The sequence below is a fragment of the Pseudomonas sp. MF08875 genome, from assembly GCF_059862525.1.
Map to the genome: position 1 here is coordinate 16848 of NZ_JCBCUW010000025.1, position 25993 is coordinate 42840.

Here is a 25993-nt window from a genome sequence, read left to right on the forward strand (position 1 = left end):
CTACACAACGCAGCCTTGAGCTGCAAGCTGAAAGCCTCAACCAAATACGCCAGCCTCTACGCAAGTGCACCTCACCCCACAACACCGCTTGCCGCTACAAGCTTTCAGCCACCCAAAAAAATACCCCTGCCTCTGAGCAGGGGTACTTCTTTACAACACCGCTTCTAGCTTGCCGCTTGAAGCTTCAAGCTCGCAGCTGCCTCAATGGCTGACCGCCCCGCTCGCCCCCAGGCCCGTCTGCGAACGCACGAACTGCGGGAAGAACAGCGCCCGCTCGTTATCCGCAGCCTTGGACTTGTCGGTGATGGAGAAGAACCAGATCCCGACGAAGGCAATAATCATCGAGAACAGCGCTGGGTACTCGTAAGGGAAGATCGCTTTTTCGTGGTGCAGGATCTGCACCCAGATGGTCGGGCCAAGCACCATCAGGCCTACCGCACTCACCAGGCCCAGCCAGCCGCCGATCATGGCGCCGCGGGTGGTCAGTTTCTTCCAGTACATCGAGAGCAGCAGTACCGGGAAGTTGCAGCTTGCCGCGATGGAGAACGCCAGGCCTACCATGAACGCGATGTTCTGGCTTTCAAAGAGGATGCCCAGGCCAATCGCCAGCACTGCGAGAGCAATGGTGGTGATTTTCGAGACACGGATTTCATCTTTGTCGTTGGCTTTACCCTTTTTGATGACGCTGGCGTACAGGTCATGGGACACCGCCGAGGCACCTGCCAGGGTCAAGCCGGCCACGACCGCCAGGATGGTGGCGAACGCAACGGCCGAGATGAAGCCCAGGAAGATACTGCCGCCCACAGCATTGGCCAGGTGCACCGCCGCCATGTTGTTGCCGCCGAGCAAGGCGCCCGCTGCATCCTTGAAGTCCGGGTTGGTGCTAACCAGCAGGATCGCGCCGAAACCGATGATAAAGGTCAGGATGTAGAAGTAGCCAATGAAGCCAGTGGCATACAGCACGCTCTTACGCGCTTCTTTCGCATCGCTCACGGTGAAGAAGCGCATCAGGATGTGCGGCAGGCCAGCAGTACCGAACATCAACGCCAGGCCCAGGGAGAAGGCCGAGATCGGGTCCTTCACCAAGCCGCCGGGGCTCATGATGGCCTCACCTTTAGGGTGAACCTTGATCGCCTCGGCAAACAGTGCGTTGAAGTCGAAGTTGACGTGCTTCATTACCATGATGGCCATGAAGCTGGCACCGGACAGCAGCAGCACTGCCTTGATGATCTGTACCCATGTGGTGGCCAGCATGCCGCCGAACAGCACATACAGGCACATCAGGATGCCGACCATAATGACCGCGACATGGTAGTCCAAGCCGAACAGCAGCTGGATCAGCTTGCCGGCACCGACCATTTGCGCGATCAGGTAGAACGCCACCACCACCAGCGAGCCACAGGCCGACAGGGTGCGGATCTGGGTTTGCCCCAAGCGATAGGACGCCACGTCGGCAAAGGTGTACTTGCCCAAGTTGCGCAGGCGCTCGGCGATCAGGAACAGAATGATCGGCCAGCCCACCAAAAAGCCGATCGAGTAGATCAGGCCATCGTAGCCGGAGGTGTACACCAGGGCGGAAATACCCAGGAAGGACGCCGCCGACATGTAGTCACCGGCAATCGCCAGGCCGTTCTGAAAACCGGTGATCTTGCCGCCGGCCGCATAGTAGTCGGCTGCCGAGTTGTTGCGCTTGGAAGCCCAGTAGGTGATGCACAGGGTAGCGCCGACGAACGCGACGAACATCAGGATGGCTGAAACGTTGAGCGGTTGTTTATGCACTTCGCCGGTCAGGGCATCGGCTGCCCAAAGCGCAGGAGCGAAGGCCGCAAGCCCGAGTGCCGCAAATAGACGCCGGATCATTGTGCAGCCTCCTTGAGAATGGCGTTGTTCAGGTCATCGAACTCGCCATTGGCGCGGCGAACGTAGATGCCTGTCAGGACAAAGGCCGAGAGAATCAGCCCGACACCGATGGGGATGCCCCAGGTAATCGATGATTCAGGACTGATCTTGGCTCCCAATACCTGGGGTCCGTACGCAATCAACAGGATGAAGCCCGAGTAAAGCCCAAGCATGATCGCCGAGAGAATCCAGGCGAACCGCTCTCTTTTGCTCACCAGCTCCTTGAAACGCGGGCTGTTTTGAATCGAGAGGTAAATGCTGTCGTTCATTGTTTTTATCCTCGCAGCACAGATTATTGTTAGAACGTACCCACTCTATGCGGCTGTAGAACTGGTTCCAGACGACCTTAGTCTTAGAACCATCCGCCGAAGCAAGCAGGCTCCCCAGGCCAGAAGCTGTCGCCCACTGGCAATGGGCGCAAGAACGCCAACAGAGCATAGAAGAAACAGCCCTTGCCCACGGCAGAAGAGCCTTGGCAAGCAAGGGGCTGGGAGGAAGGTTTGGATCAGCCCTGAAGGGGCTATGGCAGGAAGGTTTCTGCTGGCTGGCAACACGGTGCCAGGAATGCACCTGCAACCGCAGCCCGGTGGCATCCAGGCACACCGGGGCGGTCAGGCGGAGACGGGCGGGTTACTTCAACCACTCGGCGACGCGTTCAGGGTGCTTGGCGACCCACGCCTTGGCCGCCACGTCCGGCTTGGTGCCTTCCTGGATGGCCAGCATGACTTCGCCGATTTCATCCTTGGACGCCCACTGGAACTTCTTCAGAAACGCCGCCACTTCCGGGGCTTTTTTCTCCAGGCCTTTACTGCCAATGCTGTTGACGGTTTCGGCGGCGCCGTAAACGCCTTTAGGGTCTTCGAGAAAGCGCAGCTTCCACTTGGCGAACATCCAGTGGGGCACCCAACCGGTCACGGCGATGGACTCTTTCTTGTCCTCGGCGCGGGTCAGTTCGGCGATCATCGCCGCGCCGGAGCTGGCTTGCAGCTTGTACCCCAGGCCGTAATCCTTGATTGCCTGATCGGTCTTGAGCATCACGCCTGAGCCAGCGTCGATGCCGACGATCTTGTTCTTGAAGCTGGTGTCGTCCTTAAGGTCGGCAATCGACTTGGCCTTGACGTACTCGGGCACGATCAGGCCGATTTTCGCGTCTTTGAAGTTGGGGCCGTAGTCGACCACCTTGTCCTTGTTTTTGGTCCAGTATTCGCCGTGGGTCACCGGCAGCCAGGCCGAGAGCATGGCGTCGAGCTTACCGGTGGCCACGCCCTGCCACATGATCCCGGTCGCGACCGCTTGCAGCTTGACGTCATAGCCGAGTTTTTCCTTGATGACCTGCGCCGCCACATGGGTAGTGGCCACGCTGTCGGACCAGCCATCGACGTAGCCGATGCTCAGGGTATTGCCGTCCGCGCTGGCCAGGGTGGAGCTCATCGCAAGCGCCAGTGCGGCACCTGCGCTTAAGAGTCGTCGCATCTTCATCGTTGCTTCCCCGAAAGTTGCGCCCGACGGATGCCGGGCGGCGTGCTGCCCCTTGGATCATCAACCCAGTGCCGGGGCAGACCTGCTCTGGCAGCGACCCTGAGGCAGCGAGAAACGACATCACTACGCCAGTAACGACACCCGGAAACCACCTCCGACATGGCCAGGCGCCACGATTACAGATAATTACCACCCGCCACCCTTGCAACCTGTATCGTCCAGCTACTATTAGCCCCGATTGTGCCTGTTTAGCTGCCCTCATGGCACTTTGGCACAACTGCGGCGGTCATAGCCTGCGAACACCATTCGGTACTTTCCTCTAAGGGATCTCGTCATGCTCCGATGCTTGCGCTGCGCCGCCCTGTTTGGCGGCCTATTCTTGAGTGCGTCCGCACTGGCGGTGGACATTGATGCCGCTAGCTATGGCTACCCGCTGACCAACCCTTTTGAAGCCACCATTGCCACCACCCCGCCGGACCTGCGCCCGCAATTGCCGTTGGACGAAGACATCGACCAAGCCGACTACAGCCTGACCCTGCGCCCGGAACGTGAATTCATCCTGCCGGACAACTTCTGGGCAGTGAAGAAACTCACCTACCGCATGGCCAAGCAGGACCACGCTGCGCCGCTGATCTTCCTGATCGCCGGCACCGGCGCGCCGTACCACAGCAGCCTCAACGAGTACCTGAAAAAGCTCTACTACCAGGCCGGTTACCACGTGGTGCAGCTGTCCTCACCCACCAGTTTCGACTTCATCAGCGCCGCCTCGCGCTTCGCCACCCCCGGGGTGAGCAAGGAAGACGCCGAAGACCTCTACCGCGTGATGCAAGCGGTGCGCGCCCAGCACCCGAAACTGCCGGTTACCGACTACTACCTCACCGGCTACAGCCTCGGCGCGCTGAATGCGGCGTTCGTCGCCCACTTGGACGAAACCCGGCGCAGCTTCAACTTCAAGAAGGTTTTGCTGCTCAACCCGCCAGTCAATCTCTACACCTCCATCAGCAACCTGGACAAACTGGTGCAGACCGAGGTCAAGGGCATCAATAACAACACCACTTTCTATGAACTGGTGCTCAACAAGCTGACCCGCTATTTCCAGCAAAAAGGCTACATCGACCTCAACGATGCCCTGCTCTACGACTTCCAGCAGTCCAAGCAGCACCTGACCAACGAACAGATGGCCATGCTGATCGGCACCTCGTTCCGCTTTTCGGCGGCCGACATCGCCTTCACCTCCGACCTCATCAACCGCCGCGGCCTGATTACCCCGCCCAAATACCCCATCAGCGAAGGCACCAGCCTCACGCCGTTCCTCAAGCGCGCCCTGCAATGCGACTTCGACTGCTACCTGACCGAACAAGTGATCCCCATGTGGCGCGCCCGCACCGACGGCGGCAGCCTGCTGCAACTGATCGACCAGGTCAGCCTCTACGCCCTCAAGGATTACCTGCAAACCAGCCCGAAAATCGCCGTGATGCACAACGCCGATGACGTGATCCTGGGCCCGGGCGACCTGGGTTTTCTGCGCACCACATTCGGTGACCGCTTGACGGTCTACCCCCACGGCGGCCATTGCGGCAACCTGAACTATCGCGTCAACAGCGACGCCATGCTGGAGTTTTTCCGTGGCTAAACACTTCCTGCTTATTGCCGCTTTACTGAGCGCAGGCGTCGCCCAAGCCGACAACAGCAAGGCCAATGCGCCGACCGTGGTCGCCCCGGACGGTTTCACCGAGCCCTTGACCAAACTCAAGTTCAACCCGGGCCTGGACCAGCGCGAATTCGAGCGCTCCACCCTCAATGCCCTGAACGTGTATGACCCGCTGGAGTCGTGGAACCGGCGCGTCTACCACTTCAACTACCGTTTCGACCAGTGGGTGTTCCTGCCGGTGATCGACGGCTACCGCTACATCACCCCCAGCTTTTTGCGCAGCGGCGTGAGCAATTTCTTCAACAACCTGGGGGACGTGCCGAACCTGCTCAACAGCCTGTTGCAGTTCAAGGGCCAGCGCTCCATGGAAACCACCGCGCGGCTGCTGCTCAACACCACCCTCGGCGTCGCCGGCCTGTGGGACCCGGCCACCAAAATGGGCCTGCCGCGCCAAAGCGAAGACTTCGGCCAGACCCTAGGCTTCTACGGCGTACCGGGCGGCGCCTACGTGATCCTGCCGATCCTCGGCCCTTCCAACCTGCGCGACACCGGCGGGCTGGTGTTCGACTACAGCGCCGAATCCACGGTCAACTTCCTCAACGTCGCCGAAGTCAGCAGCAACCACCCAGAAGTCTGGGTTTTGCGCGGCGTAGACAAGCGCTACCAGACCAGCTTCCGCTACGGCCAACTGAACACACCGTTCGAGTACGAAAAAGTGCGCTACGTCTACACCGAAGCGCGCAAGCTGCAAATTGCGGAATAGATAGGAGCTGCAAGCCTCAAGCTTGCAGCTTGTAGCTAGCGACCGCTAAACGCCTTCCAAATCTTCGTCGCCGCCATCACGCCGGCCAGCACCACGGCGCCGGCCACGATCCCGGCCACGCCGTTGAGCAAGATCGGCACGATAAACCCCGCTCCGCCCGCCGCCGCGCCCACGCCTTCGATCCAGTGATGGATCGCCGGCACACCGTGGGTGAGGATGCCGCCGCCCACTAGGAACATCGCCGCCGTACCGATCACCGACAGGCCCTTCATCATGTAAGGCGCCGCCCGCAGGATCGCCGCGCCGACACTTTGAGCGACCTGCCCGCTTTTCTGCGTCAGCCACAGGCCCAGGTCGTCGAGTTTGACGATGCCCGCCACCAGGCCATACACCCCCACCGTCATCACCAGGGCGATGCCCGACAACACAATGACCTGCTGGGTCAGCGGCGCGTCGGCCACGGTGCCCAAGGTGATGGCGATGATTTCCGCCGAGAGAATGAAGTCGGTGCGGATCGCACCCTTGATCTTGCCGCGCTCGAACGCCACCAGGTCGGTGGCCGGGTCCGCCACTGCCTGCACGAGTTTGGCGTGCTCGGCCTGGTCCTCGGCGGGGCTGTGCAGGAACTTGTGGGCCAGTTTCTCAAAGCCCTCGAAACACAAGTACGCGCCGCCGACCATCAGCAGCGGCGTCACCAGCCAGGGCACGAACGCACTGATGGCCAGGGCCGAAGGCACCAGAATCAGCTTGTTCACGAACGACCCCTTGGCCACCGCCCACACCACCGGAATCTCCCGCTCGGCACGCACGCCGCTCACCTGCTGGGCGTTGAGCGCCAGGTCGTCGCCCAGCACCCCGGCGGTCTTCTTCGCCGCCATTTTGGTCATCAGCGCCACGTCATCGAGCACCGCGGCGATGTCATCGATCAATAACAACAAGCTGCTGCCAGCCATGGAAGGTCGTCCTGTCACAAGAAATGTGATGGAGCATAGCGCGGCAATAGGCCCTATGGGGCATTCTTGAGCCTCGCGCAAACGCGGTGCTACCATGCGCCACCGCCCGTACCGGCAAGGAATCACCTGGTTTATGAGCACCATCCGCGAGCGTAATAAAGAACTGATCCTGCGGGCCGCCAGCGAAGAGTTCGCCGACAAGGGCTTCGCCGCGACCAAGACCAGTGACATCGCCGCCAAGGCCGGGCTGCCCAAACCCAACGTCTACTACTACTTCAAATCCAAGGACAACCTCTACCGCGAGGTGCTCGAAAGCATCATCGAGCCGATCCTGCAAGCCTCCACCCCCTTCAACGCCGACGGCGTGCCGGGCGAAGTGCTGAGCGCCTACATCCGCTCGAAAATCCGCATCTCCCGTGACCTGCCCTTTGCCTCCAAGGTGTTCGCCAGCGAAATCATGCACGGCGCCCCCCACCTGAGCGCCGACCAGGTGCAGCAGCTCAACGCCCAGGCCAAGCACAACATCGACTGCATCCAGACCTGGATCGACCGCGGCCAGATCGCCCCCCTCGACCCCCACCACCTGATGTTCAGCATCTGGGCCGCGACCCAGACCTACGCCGACTTCGACTGGCAGATCTCGGTGGTCACCGGCAAAGCCAAACTCGACGAAACCGACTACGAAGCCGCCGCCCAGACCATTATCCGGTTGGTGCTCAAAGGGTGTGCGCCGGATTAAGGCACCGCGGCGCGGCTATCGCGAGCAGGCTCGCTCCCACAGGCGATTTGTTGGGGCCGATACCCAGCCCCCCTGTGGGAGCGAGCCTGCTCGCGATAAAGGCACCTCTCATTGCGCTCAAACCCAGATCGCATCCCACAGCGGATAGTCGCCCAGGCGCCCCACCAACCCCGCACGCAACGGATTGGCCACCACATAGCGGGCCAGCTTGACCAAATCCTCGTCCCGGCGCAGCGCACGATCATGAAACCCCGGCTGCCAGAGGCGCACTTGGCGGCCAACTGCTCGATTCACGGCTTTGCTCGCCAGCGATTTGGTCTTTTGCATCAACTCACCTAAATTTCCCTGCCGCAACTCGATCAGCCAGTGAAAGTGGTCAGGCATCACCACCCAAGCCAAAGAGTGAACGCAGCCGCGCTCCTGGGCGTGACGAAACTGCGCGACGACCAATCTGCCCAAGGCAACGTCGCTGAAAACAGGCTCTCTGTCTCGCGTGTTGGTGGTCAGCAGATAAATCCGCCCGGCCTCGCTAAAGCGTCCGAGCCTTAAGCGTTTTGATGCAGGGTGTGCAGGCATTCCATTGCCCCTGTGCAGAATGGGTTCTGCAAGGTTAGGGCTGCAGAAGGCTTGGGGCGGTGAATCTGCTTGGCAGGATGTTTCATGGAGGACCTCATCGCGAGCAGGCTGGCACACAGAAGGTCGTGCCCCCAACAGGAGCGAGCCTGCTCGCGATGGCGGTGTATCAGCCCAGCACAGTCAAGCCCCCACCCCCGCATCCGCCCGCAAACCCTGGGCTTCTATCGCGCTGATGGCGCATTGCTCGTCAATGTCCGAGGTGTCGCCACTGATGCCGATGGCGCCGATGACGGTGCCTTGTGGGTCGCGGATCAGTACACCGCCAGGGGCAGGGACGACGCTGCCCTGGCCCAGGCTGTTGAGGGCGGCGATGAAGGCTGGGCGTTGCTGGGCGTCCAGGGCCAGCAAGCGTGAGCCCTTGCCCAGGGCAATCGCCCCCCAGGCCTTGCCGATGGCGATTTGCGGGCGCAACAGGCTGGCGCCGTCTTCGCGTTGCAGGCTCAACAGGTGCCCGCCCGCGTCCAGGACCGCGACGGTCAGGGGCGCAGCGGCGATCTGCCGCCCGGCATGGATGGCCTGGCCGGTCAGGCTGACTGCGACTTTCAAGGTTAAAGCGCTCATGGGTGCCGTCCTTATCTTGTTAGGGAAAAGCCTGGGGGCTTGATGAAAAACAGACACTACAAATAGAACACAATAGAATCTATTTTTGTATACAATAATTCTCGCAAATTACCCGAAGCGACGAAAAATCACAGTGTTCAAAGCCCTCAACAATTGAAACAGGCGCTTGAGAAAAGGGATTGACCTTCTCAGCCGGCCATGAATACACTCGCCGCAAAAACCACTTGTATACAATTACAAAACGCAAAAGGCACAAAACCATGAGCAAAATGAGAGCAATCGAAGCCGCCGTTCTGGTGATGCGCCGTGAAGGTGTGGACACTGCCTTCGGTATCCCGGGCGCCGCCATCAACCCGCTGTACTCGGCCCTGCAAAAGGTCGGTGGCATCGATCACGTCCTTGCTCGCCACGTGGAAGGCGCCTCGCACATGGCCGAGGGTTACACCCGCACCAAGGCCGGCAATATCGGCGTGTGCATCGGCACGTCGGGCCCGGCCGGCACCGACATGGTCACCGGGCTCTACAGCGCCTGGGCCGACTCGATCCCGATCCTGTGCATCACCGGCCAGGCCCCGCGGGCGCGGATGCACAAGGAAGACTTCCAGGCCGTGGACATCACCAGCATCGTCAAACCCGTCACCAAGTGGGCGACCACCGTGCTGGAGCCGGGCCAGGTGCCCTACGCCTTCCAGAAAGCCTTTTATGAAATGCGCTCCGGGCGCCCCGGCCCCGTGCTGATCGACCTGCCGTTCGACGTGCAAATGGCCGAAATCGAATTCGACATCGACGCCTACCAGCCCCTGCCCCTGGCCAAGCCTTCGGCCACCCGCCTCCAGGTGGAAAAAGCCCTGGCCCTGCTGGACCAGGCCGAACGCCCACTGCTCGTAGCCGGCGGCGGCATCATCAACGCCGACGCCAGCGAGCTGCTGGTGGAATTCGCCGAGCTGACCGGCATCCCGGTCATTCCCACCCTGATGGGCTGGGGCACCATCCCCGACGATCACCCGCAAATGGTGGGCATGGTCGGCCTGCAAACCTCGCACCGCTACGGCAACGCGACGATGCTCAAATCCGACGCGGTGCTGGGCATCGGCAACCGCTGGGCCAACCGCCACACCGGCTCGGTGGAGGTCTACACCCAAGGGCGCACATTCATCCACGTTGACATCGAGCCCACGCAGATCGGCCGCGTATTCACCCCGGACCTGGGCATCGTCTCCGACGCCGCCTCGGCCCTGACCGTGTTCATCGAAGTGGCCCGTGAATGGCAAGCCGCCGGCAAGCTGAAAAACCGCAGCGCCTGGTTGCAGGACTGCCAGCAGCGCAAGGCCAGCCTGCACCGCAAGACCCACTTCGATAATGTGCCGGTCAAGCCCCAGCGCGTGTACGAAGAGATGAACCAGGTGTTCGGCAAAGACACTTGCTACGTCAGCACCATTGGTTTGTCGCAGATTGCCGGTGCGCAATTCCTACACGTCTATAAGCCACGGCACTGGATCAACTGCGGCCAGGCCGGCCCGTTGGGCTGGACCATCCCCGCCGCCCTGGGCGTGGTCAAGGCTGACCCAAGCCGCAAAGTGGTGGCCTTGTCCGGCGACTACGACTTCCAGTTCATGATCGAAGAACTGGCCGTGGGCGCGCAGTTCAAGCTGCCGTACATACACGTAGTGGTGAACAATTCCTACCTTGGGCTGATCCGCCAGGCCCAGCGCGGGTTTGAAATGGACTACTGCGTGCAGTTGTCTTTCGACAACCTCAACGCCCCGGAACTCAACGGCTATGGCGTTGACCACGTGGCCGTCGCCGAAGGCCTGGGCTGCAAGGCGCTGCGGGTGTTCGAGCCGGCACAGATCCAACCGGCCCTGCGCCGCGCCCAGGAAATGATCGAAGAATTCAAGGTGCCGGTGATCGTTGAGATTATTCTGGAGCGCGTGACCAACATTTCCATGGGCACCGAGATCAACGCCGTCAACGAATTCGAAGACCTGGCGCTGGTGGGCAACGATGCGCCCACGGCGATTTCGCTGCTCGATTAACCCTTGCTCGCCCCCCGGTGGGAGCGAGCCTGCTCGCGATAAGGCCGGCACATTCAGCGTTGTTGTTGACTGACCGACGGCTATCGCCAGCAGGCTGGCTCCCACACGGAACATGCACAACTTTCAGGAGACCACCATGCCGCGTTTTGCCGCCAACCTGTCCATGCTGTTTACCGAGCAGGACTTCCTCGCCCGCTTCGAAGCCGCCGCCAAGGCCGGTTTCAGTGGTGTCGAGTACCTGTTCCCCTACGACTTCAGCTCGGCCCAGATCAAGGCTCAGCTCGATGCCCACGGCCTGACCCAAGTGCTGTTCAACCTGCCGGCCGGCGACTGGGCCAAGGGTGAACGAGGCATCGCCTGCCACCCGGACCGGGTCGAGGAGTTCCGCGCCGGTGTCGATTTGGCCATCGCCTACGCCCAGGTGCTGGGCAACCGCCAGGTCAACTGCCTGGCCGGCATCCGCCCCCAGGGCCTGGACTGCGCCACGGTGCAGCAGACCTTCGTCGACAACCTCAAGTACGCCGCCGACAAGCTGCACGCGGCGGGCATCAAACTGGTGATGGAAGCGATCAACACCCGCGACATTCCGGGTTTCTACCTCAACACCACGGCCCAGGCCCTGGCGATCCGCGAGCAGGTGGGCAGTGCCAACCTGTACTTGCAATACGACATCTACCACATGCAAATCATGGAAGGTGACCTGGCCCGCACCATGGCCACGCACCTGGACGACATCAATCACATCCAACTGGCCGACAACCCCGGGCGCAACGAGCCGGGCACCGGCGAAATCAACTACCGCTTCCTGTTTGAACACCTGGACCGCATCGGTTACCAGGGCTGGGTCGGCTGCGAGTACAAGCCGCTGACCACCACTGAAGCGGGGCTGGGTTGGCTCAAGAGCCACAACGCGATCTGACTGCGCCCCTGCCCCCTGCGGGAAGCGCGCAAGACCTATAAAAACAAGAGGATTTCTCCATGGCTAAAATCGGATTCATCGGCACCGGCATCATGGGTCGCCCAATGGCGCAGAACCTGCAAAAGGCCGGCCACACGCTGCTCCTGTCCGAGCACCACGACAAAGCCCCGGCCGACCTGGTCGCCGCCGGCGCCATCGCCCTGGCCAACCCGAAAGAAGTGGCCCAGGAAGCTGAATTCATCATCGTCATGGTGCCCGATACGCCCCAGGTCGAAGACGTGCTGTTCAGTGCCAGCGGCGTCGCCGAAGGCGTGGGCCCCGGCAAGGTTGTCATCGACATGAGTTCCATCTCGCCCACCGCGACCAAGGCCTTCGCCGCGCGGATCAACGAAAAAGGCGCGCAGTACCTGGACGCCCCGGTGTCCGGCGGCGAAGTCGGGGCCAAGGCCGCGACCCTGAGCATCATGGTCGGCGGCGACAACCAGGCCTTCGCCCGCGCCCTGCCGCTGTTGCAGAGCATGGGCAAGAACATCACCCTGGTCGGCGGCAACGGCGACGGGCAAACCGCGAAAGTGGCGAACCAGATCATTGTCGCCCTCAACATCCAAGCCGTGGCCGAGGCGCTGTTGTTCGCCGCCAAAAATGGCGCCGACCCGGCCAAGGTGCGTGAAGCGCTGATGGGGGGTTTCGCCTCCTCGAAGATCCTCGAAGTGCACGGCGAGCGCATGATTAAGGGCACCTTCGACCCGGGTTTCCGCATCAGCCTGCACCAGAAAGACCTCAACCTGGCCCTGGCCGGCGCCCGCGAACTGGGGATCAACCTGCCCAACACCGCCAACGCCCAGCAAGTGTTCAGCACCTGCAACGCCCTCGGCGGCGCCAACTGGGACCACTCGGCGCTTATCAAGGGCCTGGAGCACATGGCGAACTTCTCGATTCGGGAGAAGTAAGCAGCACACACCCCATGGGAGCGAGCCTGCTCGCGATGAGGCCGCTACAGTCAACCTTCGGCGGGCCTGACGAATCGCTATCGCGAGCAGGCTCGCGCCCACAGGGGCTGTCCATGCGTTCCAAGCCGAACCACAAAAAACCGGGAGCCCGCCATGTCGGTCGATCCACAACAATTGCTCCGTGAGCTGTTCGCCACAGCCATCGACGCCGCCCATCCCCGCCAGGTGCTGCAAGCTCATCTGCCCGCCGACCGTAGCGGGCGGGTGATTGTCATCGGCGCCGGCAAGGCCGCTGCCGCCATGGCCCAGGAGGTCGAGCGCTGCTGGCAGGGCGAAATCTCGGGCCTGGTGGTCACCCGCTACGGCCACGGTGCGCCGTGCAGCAAAATCGAAGTGGTCGAGGCCGCCCACCCGGTGCCCGACACCGCGGGCCTGGCGGTGGCTCGCCGGGTGCTGGAGTTGGTGAGCCACCTGAATGAAGACGACCGGGTGATTTTCCTCCTCTCCGGCGGCGGCTCGGCGTTGCTGGCCTTGCCCGCCGCCGGCATTACCCTGGCCGATAAACAGTCGATCAACAAAGCCCTGCTCAAGTCCGGCGCCACCATTGGCGAGATGAACTGCGTGCGCAAGCACCTCTCGGCCATCAAGGGCGGGCGCTTGGGCAAAGCCTGCTGGCCGGCGACGGTGTACACCTACGCGATTTCCGACGTGCCGGGCGACCTGGCCACCGTGATCGCCTCCGGCCCCACCGTGGCCGACCCGAGCACCTCGGCGCAGGCCCTGGCGATCCTCGCCCGCTATGGCATCGAGGTGCCCGCCAGCGTGCGCGCCTGGCTGCAAAACCCCGCGTCGGAGACGGTCAAACCCGGCGACCCGAGCCTGGCCCGCAGCCATTTCCAATTGATCGCCCGCCCGCAGCAATCCCTGGAAGCGGCGGCGGTCAAGGCGCGCCAGGCCGGGTTCAGCCCACTGATCCTCGGTGACCTGGAAGGCGAGTCGCGGGAGGTGGCCAAAGTCCACGCCGGCATCGCCCGCCAGATCGTGCTCCACGGCCAGCCGTTGGCGGCGCCCTGCGTGATCCTCTCGGGCGGCGAAACCACCGTCACCGTGCGCGGCAATGGCCGGGGCGGGCGCAACGCCGAGTTCCTCCTGAGCCTGACCGACAGCCTCAAGGGCCTGCCTGGGGTGTACGCCCTGGCCGGCGACACCGACGGCATCGACGGCTCCGAGGACAACGCCGGCGCCCTGATGACCCCCGCCAGCTACGCCCGCGCCGAAGCCCTGGGCCTGAGCGCCAGCGCGGAACTGGACAACAACAATGGCTACGGCTACTTCCAGGCGCTGGACGCCTTGATCGTCACCGAGCCGACGCGCACCAACGTCAATGACTTTCGCGCCATCCTGATCCTTGAGAGCCCCGCCCATGACGCCTGACAAGAAGGTCAAAATCCTCGCCACCCTGGGCCCTGCCACAGACGGCATCGACGATATCCGCGAACTGGTGGAGGCCGGGGTGAACATTTTTCGCCTCAACTTCAGCCACGGCGACCACGCCGACCACGCCCAGCGCTACCAGTGGATCCGCGAGGTGGAGCGCCAGCTCAACTACCCTTTGGGCATCCTGATGGACCTGCAAGGGCCGAAACTGCGGGTTGGCCGGTTCGCCGACGGCAAGGTGCAACTGCTGCGCGGCCAGGCCCTGCGCCTGGACCTGGACCCCACGCCGGGCGACCAGCGCCGGGTCAACCTGCCCCACCCCGAGATCATCGCGGCCCTGGAGCCGGGCATGGACCTGCTGCTCGACGACGGCAAACTGCGCCTGCGGGTGACCGCCAAACACGCCGACGCCATCGACACCACGGTGCTCAATGGCGGCGAACTGTCGGACCGCAAAGGCGTCAACGTACCCGAAGCGGTGCTGGACTTAAGCCCCCTGACCGCCAAGGACCGCCGCGACCTGAGTTTCGGCTTGGAGCTGGGGGTGGACTGGGTGGCGCTGTCGTTCGTGCAACGCCCGCAGGATATCCACGAAGCCCGCGCGTTGATCGGCGACAAGGCGTTCCTGATGGCCAAGATCGAGAAGCCGTCGGCCGTGGCCCAACTGTGGGAAATCGCCGAATTGAGCGACGCCATCATGGTCGCCCGCGGTGACCTGGGGGTGGAAGTGCCGGCCGAGAGCGTGCCGCAGATCCAGAAGGACATCATCCGCACCTGCCGCCAATTGGGTAAACCGGTGGTGGTGGCCACGCAGATGCTCGAATCCATGCGTTTCTCCCCGGCGCCCACCCGCGCCGAGGTCACCGATGTCGCCAACGCGGTGGCCGAAGGGGCGGACGCGGTGATGCTGTCGGCGGAAACCGCCTCGGGCGAGTACCCCCTCGAAGCGGTGCAGATGATGAGCAAGATCATCCGCCAGGTCGAAGGCGGCCCGGACTACCAGACCCAACTGGACGTAAGCCGGCCCAAGGCTGAAGCGACCACCTCGGACGCCATCAGCTGCGCGATCCGGCGCATCAGCAACATCCTGCCGGTGGCAGTGCTGGTCAACTACAGCGAATCCGGGGCATCCAGCCTGCGGGCGGCGCGGGAGCGGCCCGGGTTGCCGATCCTCAACCTCACGCCCCACCTCTCCACGGCCCGACGCCTGAGCGTGGCCTGGGGCGTGCATTCGGTGGTCAACGACCGTTTGCGCCAGGTCGATGAGGTGTGCTCCACGGCCCTGGAAATCGCCCAGGCCCAAGGCATGGCCCGGCGCGGCGACACCCTGCTGATAACCGCCGGCGTGCCGTTCGGGCGCCCCGGGTCGACCAACTCATTGCGTATCGAGACGTTGATCTAGCGTCGGTAGCGGCCCTATCGCGAGCAGGCTCGCTCCCACAAAAGGTGCGTATGGACCTGGGGCGAGCGAGCCTGCGCGCGATTAAGGCCACCTCGGTCCCCCTCTCTGTGCCCAACCCCCATGACCCCGAACTCCACCCACTGCCCCGACTGGGCCACCGCCCTGCTCCACGGTTTCAGCCAGATTTTCCTGCAACGCCATGCGCTGTGCGGCGTGCTCTGCCTGCTGGCAGTTCTGTGCAGCGCCCCGGCCCTGCTCGGCGGCGCGTTACTGGGCGGCGTCGCCGGGTTGCTCACCGCCCAGCGCCGCGGCTACCCCAAGGCCGAGCGCGAAGCCGGGCTCTACAGCTACAACGGCGTGCTGCTCGGCCTGCTGCTGCCCCAGGTATTGCCCTGGTCGGTGCTACTGGTGCCGCTGATAATTGCCGGCGGCGGCCTCAGTGCGATGCTGGTGCGCCAGTGGCTCAAACGCGCGCCCAACCCCACTTGCCTGCCCGCCTACACGGCACCGTTCATCGCCCTGGGCTGGCTGCTGCTAAGCACGGCCGAGCTGCCCGCCGCCGCGCCCCTGGCGGCCCTGCCCGTGAACGGGATGAGCCTGTTGCTGGCACTGTTCAAGGGCCTGGGCCAGGTCATGCTGCTGGAGGCGCCCTTGGCCGGCGTGCTGATCGGCGCGGGGCTGTTGCTCGCCAATCGCCACGCGGCAGCCTGGGCCTTGCTCGGCGCGGCACTGGGCCTGGGCGCCGGGTTGCTGCTCGACGCCCCCAACCAGGCCTTGCAGGGCCTGTACAGCTACAACCCGGCCCTGGCCGCCCTGGCGCTGAGCCAGCAACGGCGCCAGCCCTGGTTGCCCCTGCTGGGCATTGCCCTGGCGATCGTCCTCGCTCCGGGCTTTGCCGCCATCGGCCTGGCCGCCCTGACGGCGCCTTTCGTCCTCGCCTGCTGGCTGGTGCGCGCCGCCACCCGAGTGCTGCAACAGGCCGCCCGCGATTGCGCGCCTTGCGCAACCCCGGGCAATCCACCTAGGCTGCGTTGACCTTCGTTTCAGGCGTAACCCATGGACAGCAACAAGCACTGGCGTGAACGGCTCTACATCATGATTTTCCAGACCGACACCCAGGCCGGGCGGCGCTTCGACCAGAGCTTGCTGCTTATCATCCTGGCCAGCTTGGTGGTGGTGATCCTGGACAGCATCGACAGCATCCACCAGCACTACGCCGGGCTGTTGCAGGCCATCGAGTGGGGCTTCACCCTGGTTTTTGCCATCGAGTACGGCCTGCGCCTGTACTGCTCGCCCAAGCCGCTGCGCTATGCGTTCAGTTTCTATGGCCTGGTGGACCTGCTGGCCATCGTCCCCGGCATCCTCGCGCTGTACTACAGCGACGCCCAATACCTGCTGATAATCCGCATCATCCGCATGCTGCGTATCTTTCGCGTGCTCAAGCTCAGCCCTTACCTCAAGCAGGCCAACTACCTGCTCTCGGCCCTGCGCGGCAGCAAGCAGAAAATCATCGTATTCCTGCTCAGTGTGTGCACCCTGGTGACCGTGTTCGGCACCCTGATGTACGTGATCGAAGGCCCCGAGCACGGTTTCACCAGCATCCCCACCGGCATCTACTGGGCCATCGTCACCCTCACCACCGTGGGCTTTGGCGATATCGTGCCCAAGACCACCCTGGGCCAGATTATTTCGTCCCTGGTGATGATTACCGGTTACTCGATCATCGCCGTGCCCACCGGCATCTTCACCGCCGAACTGGCCAACGCCATGCGCGGTGAACAACTGCAACACGACTGCCCGGTGTGCAAAAAGAACAGCCACGAACACGGCGCCGCATTTTGCTCGCGCTGCGGCAATGCACTGTTTAAGAAAATCGAATAAGCAAAGTTCTTTTTAATCTTTAAAGAGATATACCGCCCCGGCTATAGTCGATGGCAAAAGGCCCTTACCCCACCTCGAACACCCTGAATACAACAAGGAATGCGCAGTGAAAAAACTCTTTGGCGCCTCACTTCTGGCCGCTGGCCTGGCCCTGGGCAGCGTCGCCCAGGCCGCCCCTACCCTGCTCAACGTGTCCTATGACGTCATGCGCGACTTCTACAAGGACTACAACGCCGCCTTCCAGAAACACTGGAAAGCCGAGCACAACGAGAACATCACCCTGCAAATGTCCTTCGGCGGCTCCAGCAAACAAGCGCGCTCGGTGATCGACGGCCTGCCCGCCGACGTCATCACCATGAACATGGCCACCGACATCAACGCCCTGGCCGACAACGGCAAACTGGTCCCGGACAACTGGGTCACGCGCCTGCCAGACAACAGCGCGCCGTTCACCTCGGCCACCGTGTTCATCGTGCGCAAAGGCAACCCCAAAGCCCTCAAAGACTGGCCCGACCTGCTCAAGGACGGCGTGCAGGTGATCGTGCCCAACCCGAAAACCTCGGGTAACGGCCGCTACACCTACCTGTCCGCGTGGGGCTACGTGCTGAAAAACGGCGGCGACGAAAACAAGGCCAAGGACTTCGTCGGCAAACTGTTCAAGCAAGCGCCCGTGCTGGACACCGGCGGTCGCGCGGCCACCACCACCTTCATGACCAACCAGATCGGCGACGTCCTGGTGACCTTCGAGAACGAAGCCGAGATGATCGCCCGCGAATTCGGCCGCGACCAATTCGAGGTCGTCTACCCGAGCGTCTCCGCCGAAGCCGAGCCACCGGTGTCGGTCGTCGATAAAGTCGTCGACAAAAAAGGCACCCGCGCCGCCGCCGAGGAATACCTCAAGTACCTGTGGTCCCCCGAAGGCCAGGAAATCGCCGCCAACAACTACCTGCGCCCACGGGACCCGAAAGTGCTGGCCAAGTACACCGACCGCTTCCCGAAAGTGGACTTCCTCTCCGTGGAAAAAACCTTCGGCGACTGGCGCACCGTGCAAAAGACCCACTTCAATGACGGTGGCGTGTTCGACCAGATCTATAGCGGCCAGTAACGCCACAGGCACGTAGCAAACGGGCTCGCCCGCGCTGGAGTGCGAAGCGCTCCCAAAATCGTCATCCACTCAAACATACGGACGACGGCTTTGGGGGCGGCTACGCCTCCCAGCGCGGGCGAGCCCGCTTGCTACAGGGGTTTTGAACTTACTGCGGATGCAACCGCCCCAACCCCGAGGGCACGCCGTGGACGTCGGTTTCTTCCCATGGGCCGTTGGGGCTGATGGCGCGGCTCCAGCCGTTGTTCCAGCGGTAGTAGGTGCGCTGGCGGTAGTAGGTGCCGGGTTGGTTGTCGAGGGCATAGACGCCGAGTTTGGCGTCCCAGTGGCTGTTACCGCCCGGTGGCGGGGCGAAGCTGGCGGAGGTGCGCGGCACGGGTTTGGCAGGCGGGATGGGGGTCACGGGTTTGCCGGGGACTTTGGCCGGGGGCACCGGTTGGGTCGTGGGGCCGGCGGGTGGGATCGGCGGCAAGGGGCCCGGCGTGGGCCGCTGGACCGCACATGCGCTTAACCCTAAAACCAGACTGAGCAGGGTGAGGCGAGCGATGGCGGTCATGGGCGGCTTCTCTGTTATTGGTCCGGGCTGTCGATGGTCAGTTGTTGCGGCGCGGTGGTGCTGCTGGCCAGGGGCTTGCTGCGACCGATCCATTCGCCGGCAGTCGGTTGGCCGGCGCGGGAGACGCGCGCAACCAGTTGGACTTCAGGGAAGTTCGACAGTTTCAATTGCGGCATCATGGCGTCCGCGTCGCCCAGTTCAACGGTAACCGGCAGGTCGGCCACGGTCACCCGTTTGGCCGCCAGGGGCGCCGGAGGGCCGGAAGCGGCACGGGCGAAGATGAACACGCTGTCGCCCGGTTGCACCTTGGCCTTGAGTGCCGGCGCCAGGTCGACGCGGACCTTGAGCAACGCCCCGCCTACCGCTGCCGCAGGCGCCTTGGCAACCGTGCCGCCGTTGGCCTGCAACTTCTCGGTGGCACGCTCGATACCGCCCTGCAATGCCGCGCGCGAAGCGTCTTCGGCCGGCAGTTGGGCTTGCAGGCGCGTCCAGTAGTCGATGGCGTCCTGATAGCGTTCTGCTTCAAACGCGGCGATACCCAACAGGCCCAGGCTGGTGACTTCCTTAGGGTCGGCCTTCAGGGCTTCGTCGGTCAGGGCTTGCACCTTGTCCGACCATTTCTTGTTGTCGGCAAAATACTGCGCCTGCGCCCACTGCCCGAGCAGTTCCGGTTGGCGCCCGGCCACGGCCACGGTGCGCTCGAAGATCTTCGCCGCGTCGGCGGGACGGTCCTGGGCCATGTAGGTACGGCCGAGGAAGTACAGGCCTTCGGCCGAATCCGGTTGCGCCGCCACGGCACGCTCCAGGCGCTGGGTCATGTCTTCCATGGACTGCGGCGCCTGGGCGAACTCGCGGGTCAATTCGACCTTGTCGGCGGCACCGAAATGCAGATAGAGGCCCAGGCCCAGCACGGGCACGAGGATGGCGGCGATCAGCGGTGCGGTCTTGCCCAGGCGCGACACCCGCGCCGTGTCGGCGCCCTCGGTGTCGGCCAGCAACTCACGGGCCGCTTCGGCGCGGCCGCTGGCCATTTGCGCGACGTCGAGCACGCCTTCCTCTTGTTGGCTGTGCAGTTCAGCCACGCGCTCTTGGTAAAGCGCCACGTTCAGCGCGGTACGATCCTCTTCACGTTGGGCACGACGGCCGCGTAGAACCGGGATCAGCAGAAAACTCAGGGCTACCAGTAGGAGCAGACCCGCAGCCAGCCAGAAATCAATCATTCGTGGTTTTATCCAAGAGGTGGTCGAGGCGCTTGCGCTCATCAGGGGAAAGGGTTTCGGGGGCACCGGGGCCCGCGCCGCGGCGGCGGCGCACGATCACGCCGATAATCACCAGCCCGCCCAGCAGCAACGCGGCGGGGCCGAACCAGAGCAGCGCGGTCTTGCCGGTCAACGGCGGGCGATAGCGCACGAAATCACCGTAGCGATCGACCATGAAGTCGATGATCTGCTGGTTGTCCTTGCCCTCGCCGAGCATGCGGAAAATTTCTTTGCGCAGGTCGGCGGCAATCGGCGCGTTGGAGTCGGCGATGTCCTGGTTCTGACACTTGGGGCAACGCAACTCCTTGGTCAGCTGGTGGAAGCGCTCACGCTCGCCGTCGTTGGCGAACTCGTAGGTGTCGATGGCGGCATGGGCGACGCTGGCGATGCCCAGGGCCAGCACGGCGGCGGTTAACCACGACTTCATGGCTTGGCCTCATCGACCAGGGCCTGGTACTTGGCGGCCAGTTGCTCACGCCAGATCACTTCGTCGATCACCCCCACGAACTTGTCGCGGATGATGCCCTTGGCGTCGATGAAGAAGGTTTCCGGTGCGCCGTAGACGCCCAGGTTCAGGCCCAAGTTGCCGTCTTCGTCGCGGATGTCCAGTTGGTAGGGGTTGTGGAATTCCTTGAGCCACTTCAAGGCGTCGGCGTTGACGTCCTTGTAGTTGACGCCGTAGATCACCACGCCCTGTTCGGCCAGTTTGTTCAGCACCGGGTGCTCGACCCGGCAGGAAATGCACCAGGTCGCCCAGACGTTGACCAGCGCCGGCTTGCCCTTGAGGTCGGCCTCGGTCAATTGGCGGTCACCCTGCACGTTGGGCAGGTTGAACGCCGGGAACGGCTTGCCGATCATGGCCGAGGGCAGCTCGGCCGGGTTCAAGTACAGGCCGCGGTAGAGGAACACTGCCACCACCAGGAACACTGCCAGGGGCAGCACCATCATCCAACGTCTCATGCCGCCGCTCCCGTCATGCCCAGGGCTTCGCGCACCTGGCTTTTGACCTTGACCCGATAACGCCGGTCCAGCGCCGCCAATACACCGCCCAGGCCGGTGAGCAGGCCACCGAACCAGATCCAGCGCACGAATGGTTTGACGTGGACCCGCACGGCCCAAGCGCCCTCGCCCAGGGGTTCACCGAGGGCGACGTAGATGTCGCGAGTGAAGCCTGCGTCGATGCCGGCCTCGGTCATGACCGAGTTCTGCACGGTGTACAGGCGTTTTTCCGGGTGCAGCACGGCAATTTCCTTACCGTTGCGCACCACGCGTACGGTGCCTTTGTCGGAGGTGAAATTCGGCCCTTCGTAGTGCTTGGCGCCGTCGAAAATGAAGTGATAACCGGCCAGGTCCATGGACTCGCCCGGCTCCAGGCGCAGGTCGCGCTCGGCGCTGTTCTGGCTCGACAACACCACGCCCAGGGCGCACACGGCGATGCCGATGTGGGCGATCTGCATGCCCCAGTAGCTGCGGGTCAGGCTCGGCAGGCCTTTGATAAGGCCTTTGTGGCGGGTCTTGTCGACAATATCGCGCACCCCGGCCAGCAGCACCCAGGCGGCGAGCATGAAGGTGGCCAGCACGGCCCAGTTGAAGTCGCCATAAGCCACGCCCGCCACCACCGCCAGCGCGGCGCTGCCCAGCAGCACCGGGGCGAGCATGCGCAGCAACCACTTGAGCGGAGTGTCTTTCCAACGCACCAGCACACCCACGGCCATGACCACCATCAGCAGGGCCATCAGCGGGATGAACAGCGCGTTGAAGTACGGCGGACCGACGGACATCTTGGCCCCGGTCAAAGCATCGAGCACCAGCGGGTACAGGGTGCCCAGCAGGATCATCGAAGCCGCCACCACGAGCACCAGGTTATTGCCCAGCAACAGCGTCTCGCGGGACCACAGGTTGAAGCCCACGTGGCTCTTGACCACCGGCGCGCGCAGGGCGAACAGGGTCAGCGAACCGCCGACCACAAACAGCAGGAACATCAGGATGAACACGCCCCGTTCCGGGTCGGAGGCAAAGGCATGCACCGAGGTCAGCACGCCGGAGCGCACCAGGAAGGTACCCAGCAGGCTCAGGGAGAACGCGGCGATGGCCAGCAACACGGTCCAGCTCTTGAACACACCACGTTTTTCGGTGACGGCCAGGGAATGGATCAGCGCCGTGCCCACCAGCCATGGCATGAAGGAGGCGTTTTCCACCGGGTCCCAGAACCACCAGCCGCCCCAGCCGAGTTCGTAGTAGGCCCACCACGAACCCAGGGTGATGCCGACGCCGAGGAAAGCCCAGGCCACGATCGTCCACGGCCGCGACCAACGGGCCCACGCCGCGTCCAGGCGCCCACCGAGCAACGCGGCGATGGCGAAGGCGAAGGCCACGGAAAAGCCCACGTAGCCCATGTACAGCATCGGCGGGTGAACGATCAGGCCGATGTCCTGCAACAGTGGGTTGAGATCGCGGCCGTTGGCGGGGATCTGCGGCAGGATGCGCGCAAAGGGGTTGGAGGTGAGGATCAGGAAGCTGAGGAACCCGGTGCTAATCATCCCCATCACTGCCAGCACGCGAGCCAGCATCACCTGCGGCAACTGCCGGGAGAACACCGAGACGGCGAAAGTCCAGCCGCCGAGGATCAACGCCCAGAGCAGCAGCGAGCCTTCGTGGGCGCCCCACACGGCGCTGAACTTGTAGTACCAGGGCAATGCGGTGTTGGAGTTACTGGCGACATACGCGACGGAAAAGTCGTCGGCCATGAAGGCATAGGTCAGGCAGCCAAACGAGAACGCCAGGAACGCGAACTGGCCCCACGCCGCCGGTTGGGCCAGGCCCATCCACATGCGGTCGCCGCGCCAGGCGCCGAGCAGCGGCACGATGGCCTGGACGATGGAAAAACACAGGGCCAGGATCATCGCCAAATGGCCCAGCTCAGGGATGTAGAGTGACGGGGTCATGGGTTAACCCTCCTTCTTCGCGGGAGCCGGTGCCGACTGGCCGCTGTCGTTGAGGGCCTTGGTGACTTCCGGGGGCATGTACTTCTCGTCGTGCTTGGCCAGCACTTCGTCGGCCACCACCACGCCTTGGGCGTTGAGCTTGCCCAGGGCGACGATGCCCTGGCCTTCGCGGAACAGGTCGGGGAGGATGCCGCGGTAGGTGATGGTCACGGATTTATTGAAGTCGGTGACGACAAAGCGCACGTCCAGCGAGTCGCCGGAGCGTTGCAGCGAACCTTCCTGCACCATGCCGCCGGCGCGGATGCGGGTGTCCTGCGGCGCTTCGCCATTGGCGATCTGGGTCGGGGTGTAGAACAGGTTGATGTTCTGTTGCAGGGCGCTCAAGGCCAGGCCGACGGCAGCGCCAACGCCCACCAGGATTGCGAGGATTATCAACAGACGCTTTTTACGCAGCGGATTCACTTACCGTTCTCCCGGCGCAGACGACGCGCCTCTTGTTGCAGATAACGCTTGCGGGCCAGGATCGGCGCCGCGACGTTGAGAGCCAGCACGGCAAAACAGATGCCGTAGGCCGACCAGACATACAGGCCGTGATGGCCCATGGCGAGAAAATCAGCGAAGGATGCAAAGTTCATCGCGCGCCCCCCAGGGTATCGAGCACATGGGCCTTGACCCAACTGGCGCGGGCTTCGCGCTTGAGCACTTCCAGGCGCATGCGCAGCAACAGCACGGCCCCGAAGAAGCAATAGAAACCCAGCACGGTCAACAGCAGCGGCGCCCACATTTCCACGGGCATGGCCGGTTTTTCGGTGAGGCTGAAGGTGGCGCCCTGGTGCAGGGTGTTCCACCACTCCACCGAGTACTTGATGATCGGGATGTTGATGACCCCGACAATTGCCAGCACCGCGCAGGCCTTGGCCGCGCTGTCACGATTGCTGATGGCGTTGCCCAGGGCAATCAGACCGAAGTACAGAAACAGCAGAATCAGCATGGACGTTAGTCGCGCATCCCAGACCCACCACGAGCCCCAGGTCGGCTTACCCCAGATGGCACCGGTGACCAGCGCCACGGCGGTCATCCACGCGCCGATGGGCGCGGCGCTTTGCAGGGCCACGTCCGCCAGCTTCATCTTCCACACCAGGCCGACAATGCCGCACACGGCGAGCATCACGTAGCAGGACTGGGCCAGCAAGGCAGCGGGCACATGGATGTAGATGATGCGAAAGCTGTTGCCCTGCTGGTAGTCCTGGGGCGCGAACGCCAGGCCCCAGACCGCACCAGCGCCAATCAGCAGCACCGCGGCCACGCTCAGCCAAGGCAGCATTTTGCCGCTGATGCCATAAAACCACTTGGGCGAGCCGAGCTTATGAAACCAAGTCCAGTTCATTACTGTTTCCATCACGGGTGCTCTTCGTCAGAGCGAGGAGCCAGGGTCTTTACTGGTCAAAAACTGACCAGACCTCATTATTCGCCGACACTGATCTTCAGGCCAGCGGCTATTGCAAAGGGTGTCAGGGTTACCGCCAGGGCGGTCAGGCTGCCAAGCCACAGCAGGTAACCCGTGGCCGGCATGCCTTGCAACGCCGCCTGCAAGGCGCCGCTGCCCAGGATCAACACCGGGATGTACAACGGCAGGATCAACAGCGCCAGCAGCAAGCCGCCGCGCTTCAAACCCACCGTCAGCGCCGCCCCTACCGCGCCGAGCAGGCTGAGCACCGGGGTGCCCAGCAGCAACGACAACAACAGGACCGGCAGGCACGCGGTCGGTAAACCGAGCATCAAGGCCAGCAAGGGCGCGAGCAAAACCAGTGCCAACCCGGAAAACGCCCAGTGTGCCAGTACCTTGGCTAAAACCAGAAGAGGTAGGGGGTGCGACGAAAGGACCCACTGTTCAAGGGAACCATCCTCGAAATCACTGCGAAAAAGCCCGTCCAGCGAGAGCAGGACGGACAAAAGGGCCGCTACCCAGACCAGCCCCGGAGACAAGGTTTGCAACAATTGAGTCTCGGGGCCGACCGCCAATGGGAACAGCGCCACCACAATGGCGAAAAACACCAGGGGGTTGGCCAGGTCCGCCGGGCGACGGAACAGCAACTGCGCTTCACGGGCCAACAACAGGCCAAAGACACTCATGGCCGACCTCCCAGGTAAACGCCCAGGTCGAGTTCGCGGTAACCCCGGGGCATGCGGCTGAGCGTGTGGTGGGTGGTGAGGATGACCATGCCACCCTGCTCGCAATGGCCGGCCAGGTGTTCTTCGAGCTGGGCCACGCCTTGCTTGTCGAGGGCGGTGAAGGGTTCATCGAGAATCCACAGCGGCGGGCCGTCCAGGTACAGCCGCGCCAGAGCCACGCGGCGCTTCTGCCCGGCGGACAGGGTGTGGCACGGCACATCCTCGAACCCACGCAGGCCCACCGCCGCCAACGCCTGCCAGATCACCTCGCGGCCCACCGGTTGGTGCAGGGCACAGAGCCAACTGAGGTTTTCTTCGGCGCTGAGCAAGTCCTTGATGCCGGCGGCGTGGCCGATCCACAACAGGTTCTGCGCCAGTTCCGTGCGCTGGGCATTGAGGGGCTGGCCGTTGAGCAGGATCTGCCCGGCGGTAGGCTGCATCAACCCGGCCAGCAGGCGCAGCAGGCTGGTCTTGCCGCTGCCGTTGGGGCCGCTGATCTGCAACATATCGCCGCTGGCCAGACGCAGTTCGAGCTGTTCGAACAACATCCGCAAGTCGCGCTCACAGGCGAGCGCTACGGCTTCAAGGAAAGGGCTGGTCAAGAGATCACGGGCCTTTACGGTTCAAGTCGGCAGGGGAGCGGCCGTTAA

27 protein-coding genes are annotated in these 25993 nt (G+C 63.3%); 11 read left to right on the top strand and 16 right to left on the bottom strand.

Features of this window, described 5'->3' with window-relative positions; all coding sequences use genetic code 11:
• Nucleotides 1-201: 201 nt before the first annotated feature.
• The 3 genes from AC19YT_RS15935 to AC19YT_RS15945 form a co-directional block, all read right to left on the bottom strand.
• On the bottom strand, nt 202-1860 hold the full coding sequence (locus AC19YT_RS15935) for a cation acetate symporter (protein ID WP_095110636.1): 1659 nt from the start codon (nt 1858-1860) through the stop codon (nt 202-204).
• Nucleotides 1857-2168 (bottom strand): DUF485 domain-containing protein, encoded by a 312-nt coding sequence (locus tag AC19YT_RS15940; protein ID WP_095110637.1) that lies wholly within the window; start codon nt 2166-2168, stop codon nt 1857-1859. Before AC19YT_RS15940 ends, AC19YT_RS15935 begins: the two co-directional genes overlap by 4 nt.
• A gap of 361 nt (nt 2169-2529) precedes the next feature.
• The gene (locus tag AC19YT_RS15945) at nt 2530-3378 is read right to left on the bottom strand and encodes a glycine betaine ABC transporter substrate-binding protein (protein WP_095110638.1); all 849 of its coding nucleotides are present in this window, start codon (nt 3376-3378) and stop codon (nt 2530-2532) included.
• Nucleotides 3379-3712: 334 nt separating this feature from the next.
• Between AC19YT_RS15945 and AC19YT_RS15950 the strand changes: the two genes are divergently transcribed.
• Nucleotides 3713-5011 carry an alpha/beta fold hydrolase family protein gene (locus AC19YT_RS15950; protein ID WP_095110639.1) on the top strand — a complete coding sequence of 433 codons (1299 nt, stop codon included), beginning with the start codon at nt 3713-3715 and terminating at the stop codon, nt 5009-5011.
• On the top strand, nt 5004-5792 hold the full coding sequence (locus AC19YT_RS15955) for an MlaA family lipoprotein (RefSeq protein WP_095110640.1): 789 nt from the start codon (nt 5004-5006) through the stop codon (nt 5790-5792). The genes AC19YT_RS15950 and AC19YT_RS15955 overlap by 8 nt, the downstream gene beginning before the upstream one ends.
• Before the next feature lie 35 nt (nt 5793-5827).
• Here AC19YT_RS15955 and AC19YT_RS15960 read toward each other — a convergent pair whose 3' ends face one another.
• The gene (locus AC19YT_RS15960) at nt 5828-6745 is read right to left on the bottom strand and encodes a DUF808 domain-containing protein (RefSeq protein ID WP_500610599.1); all 918 of its coding nucleotides are present in this window, start codon (nt 6743-6745) and stop codon (nt 5828-5830) included.
• A gap of 133 nt (nt 6746-6878) precedes the next feature.
• Here AC19YT_RS15960 and AC19YT_RS15965 point away from each other — a divergent pair, with 133 nt between their 5' ends.
• On the top strand, nt 6879-7484 hold the full coding sequence (locus AC19YT_RS15965; protein WP_095110642.1) for a TetR/AcrR family transcriptional regulator: 606 nt from the start codon (nt 6879-6881) through the stop codon (nt 7482-7484).
• Nucleotides 7485-7601: 117 nt separating this feature from the next.
• Here AC19YT_RS15965 and AC19YT_RS15970 read toward each other — a convergent pair whose 3' ends face one another.
• Complete coding sequence (locus tag AC19YT_RS15970) at nt 7602-8060, bottom strand: REP-associated tyrosine transposase (protein WP_500598400.1); 459 nt, start codon at nt 8058-8060, stop codon at nt 7602-7604.
• A 180-nt stretch (nt 8061-8240) separates the two neighbouring features.
• The gene (locus AC19YT_RS15975; protein WP_095110644.1) at nt 8241-8681 is read right to left on the bottom strand and encodes a GlcG/HbpS family heme-binding protein; all 441 of its coding nucleotides are present in this window, start codon (nt 8679-8681) and stop codon (nt 8241-8243) included.
• A gap of 260 nt (nt 8682-8941) precedes the next feature.
• Between AC19YT_RS15975 and gcl the strand changes: the two genes are divergently transcribed.
• From gcl to AC19YT_RS16015, 8 genes are all read left to right on the top strand, one after another.
• Nucleotides 8942-10717, top strand: a complete 1776-nt coding sequence (gene gcl / locus AC19YT_RS15980) for a glyoxylate carboligase (RefSeq protein WP_500610600.1) — start codon at nt 8942-8944, stop codon at nt 10715-10717.
• A gap of 136 nt (nt 10718-10853) precedes the next feature.
• Entirely contained in the window at nt 10854-11636 is a 783-nt protein-coding gene (hyi, locus tag AC19YT_RS15985) for a hydroxypyruvate isomerase (protein ID WP_095110646.1), read from the top strand.
• Nucleotides 11637-11695: 59 nt separating this feature from the next.
• Complete coding sequence (locus AC19YT_RS15990; protein WP_500610601.1) at nt 11696-12586, top strand: 2-hydroxy-3-oxopropionate reductase; 891 nt, start codon at nt 11696-11698, stop codon at nt 12584-12586.
• Nucleotides 12587-12739: 153 nt separating this feature from the next.
• Nucleotides 12740-14020 carry a glycerate kinase type-2 family protein gene (locus AC19YT_RS15995; protein ID WP_095110648.1) on the top strand — a complete coding sequence of 427 codons (1281 nt, stop codon included), beginning with the start codon at nt 12740-12742 and terminating at the stop codon, nt 14018-14020.
• Nucleotides 14010-15425, top strand: a complete 1416-nt coding sequence (gene pyk, locus AC19YT_RS16000; protein WP_500610602.1) for a pyruvate kinase — start codon at nt 14010-14012, stop codon at nt 15423-15425. Before AC19YT_RS15995 ends, pyk begins: the two co-directional genes overlap by 11 nt.
• Nucleotides 15426-15545: 120 nt before the next feature.
• Nucleotides 15546-16460, top strand: a complete 915-nt coding sequence (locus AC19YT_RS16005) for an urea transporter (protein ID WP_500598389.1) — start codon at nt 15546-15548, stop codon at nt 16458-16460.
• A 21-nt stretch (nt 16461-16481) separates the two neighbouring features.
• Complete coding sequence (locus tag AC19YT_RS16010; RefSeq protein ID WP_500610603.1) at nt 16482-17306, top strand: ion transporter; 825 nt, start codon at nt 16482-16484, stop codon at nt 17304-17306.
• Between the two features lie 106 nt (nt 17307-17412).
• Nucleotides 17413-18411: a sulfate ABC transporter substrate-binding protein gene (locus tag AC19YT_RS16015; protein WP_500598387.1), complete on the top strand. Its 999-nt coding sequence runs from the start codon at nt 17413-17415 to the stop codon at nt 18409-18411.
• A 148-nt stretch (nt 18412-18559) separates the two neighbouring features.
• Here AC19YT_RS16015 and AC19YT_RS16020 read toward each other — a convergent pair whose 3' ends face one another.
• The 10 genes from AC19YT_RS16020 to ccmA all read right to left on the bottom strand — a co-directional run bounded on the left by AC19YT_RS16020 (nt 18560) and on the right by ccmA (nt 25945).
• Complete coding sequence (locus AC19YT_RS16020) at nt 18560-18967, bottom strand: hypothetical protein (RefSeq protein ID WP_095110653.1); 408 nt, start codon at nt 18965-18967, stop codon at nt 18560-18562.
• 14 nt (nt 18968-18981) lie between these two features.
• The gene (gene ccmI, locus AC19YT_RS16025; protein WP_500610604.1) at nt 18982-20187 is read right to left on the bottom strand and encodes a c-type cytochrome biogenesis protein CcmI; all 1206 of its coding nucleotides are present in this window, start codon (nt 20185-20187) and stop codon (nt 18982-18984) included.
• Nucleotides 20180-20653 carry a cytochrome c-type biogenesis protein gene (locus AC19YT_RS16030; RefSeq protein ID WP_095110655.1) on the bottom strand — a complete coding sequence of 158 codons (474 nt, stop codon included), beginning with the start codon at nt 20651-20653 and terminating at the stop codon, nt 20180-20182. The genes ccmI and AC19YT_RS16030 overlap by 8 nt, the downstream gene beginning before the upstream one ends.
• Nucleotides 20650-21186, bottom strand: a complete 537-nt coding sequence (locus tag AC19YT_RS16035) for a DsbE family thiol:disulfide interchange protein (protein ID WP_095110656.1) — start codon at nt 21184-21186, stop codon at nt 20650-20652. Before AC19YT_RS16035 ends, AC19YT_RS16030 begins: the two co-directional genes overlap by 4 nt.
• Nucleotides 21183-23171, bottom strand: a complete 1989-nt coding sequence (locus AC19YT_RS16040; RefSeq protein WP_095110657.1) for a heme lyase CcmF/NrfE family subunit — start codon at nt 23169-23171, stop codon at nt 21183-21185. The genes AC19YT_RS16035 and AC19YT_RS16040 overlap by 4 nt, the downstream gene beginning before the upstream one ends.
• A 3-nt stretch (nt 23172-23174) precedes the next feature.
• On the bottom strand, nt 23175-23633 hold the full coding sequence (ccmE, locus tag AC19YT_RS16045) for a cytochrome c maturation protein CcmE (RefSeq protein WP_095110658.1): 459 nt from the start codon (nt 23631-23633) through the stop codon (nt 23175-23177).
• On the bottom strand, nt 23630-23806 hold the full coding sequence (ccmD, locus tag AC19YT_RS16050; protein ID WP_095110659.1) for a heme exporter protein CcmD: 177 nt from the start codon (nt 23804-23806) through the stop codon (nt 23630-23632). Before ccmD ends, ccmE begins: the two co-directional genes overlap by 4 nt.
• Entirely contained in the window at nt 23803-24558 is a 756-nt protein-coding gene (locus tag AC19YT_RS16055; RefSeq protein WP_095110660.1) for a heme ABC transporter permease, read from the bottom strand. The genes ccmD and AC19YT_RS16055 overlap by 4 nt, the downstream gene beginning before the upstream one ends.
• A gap of 77 nt (nt 24559-24635) precedes the next feature.
• Nucleotides 24636-25304, bottom strand: a complete 669-nt coding sequence (ccmB, locus tag AC19YT_RS16060) for a heme exporter protein CcmB (RefSeq protein WP_095110661.1) — start codon at nt 25302-25304, stop codon at nt 24636-24638.
• The gene (gene ccmA, locus AC19YT_RS16065; protein WP_500610605.1) at nt 25301-25945 is read right to left on the bottom strand and encodes a cytochrome c biogenesis heme-transporting ATPase CcmA; all 645 of its coding nucleotides are present in this window, start codon (nt 25943-25945) and stop codon (nt 25301-25303) included. The genes ccmB and ccmA overlap by 4 nt, the downstream gene beginning before the upstream one ends.
• Nucleotides 25946-25993 lie beyond the last annotated feature (48 nt).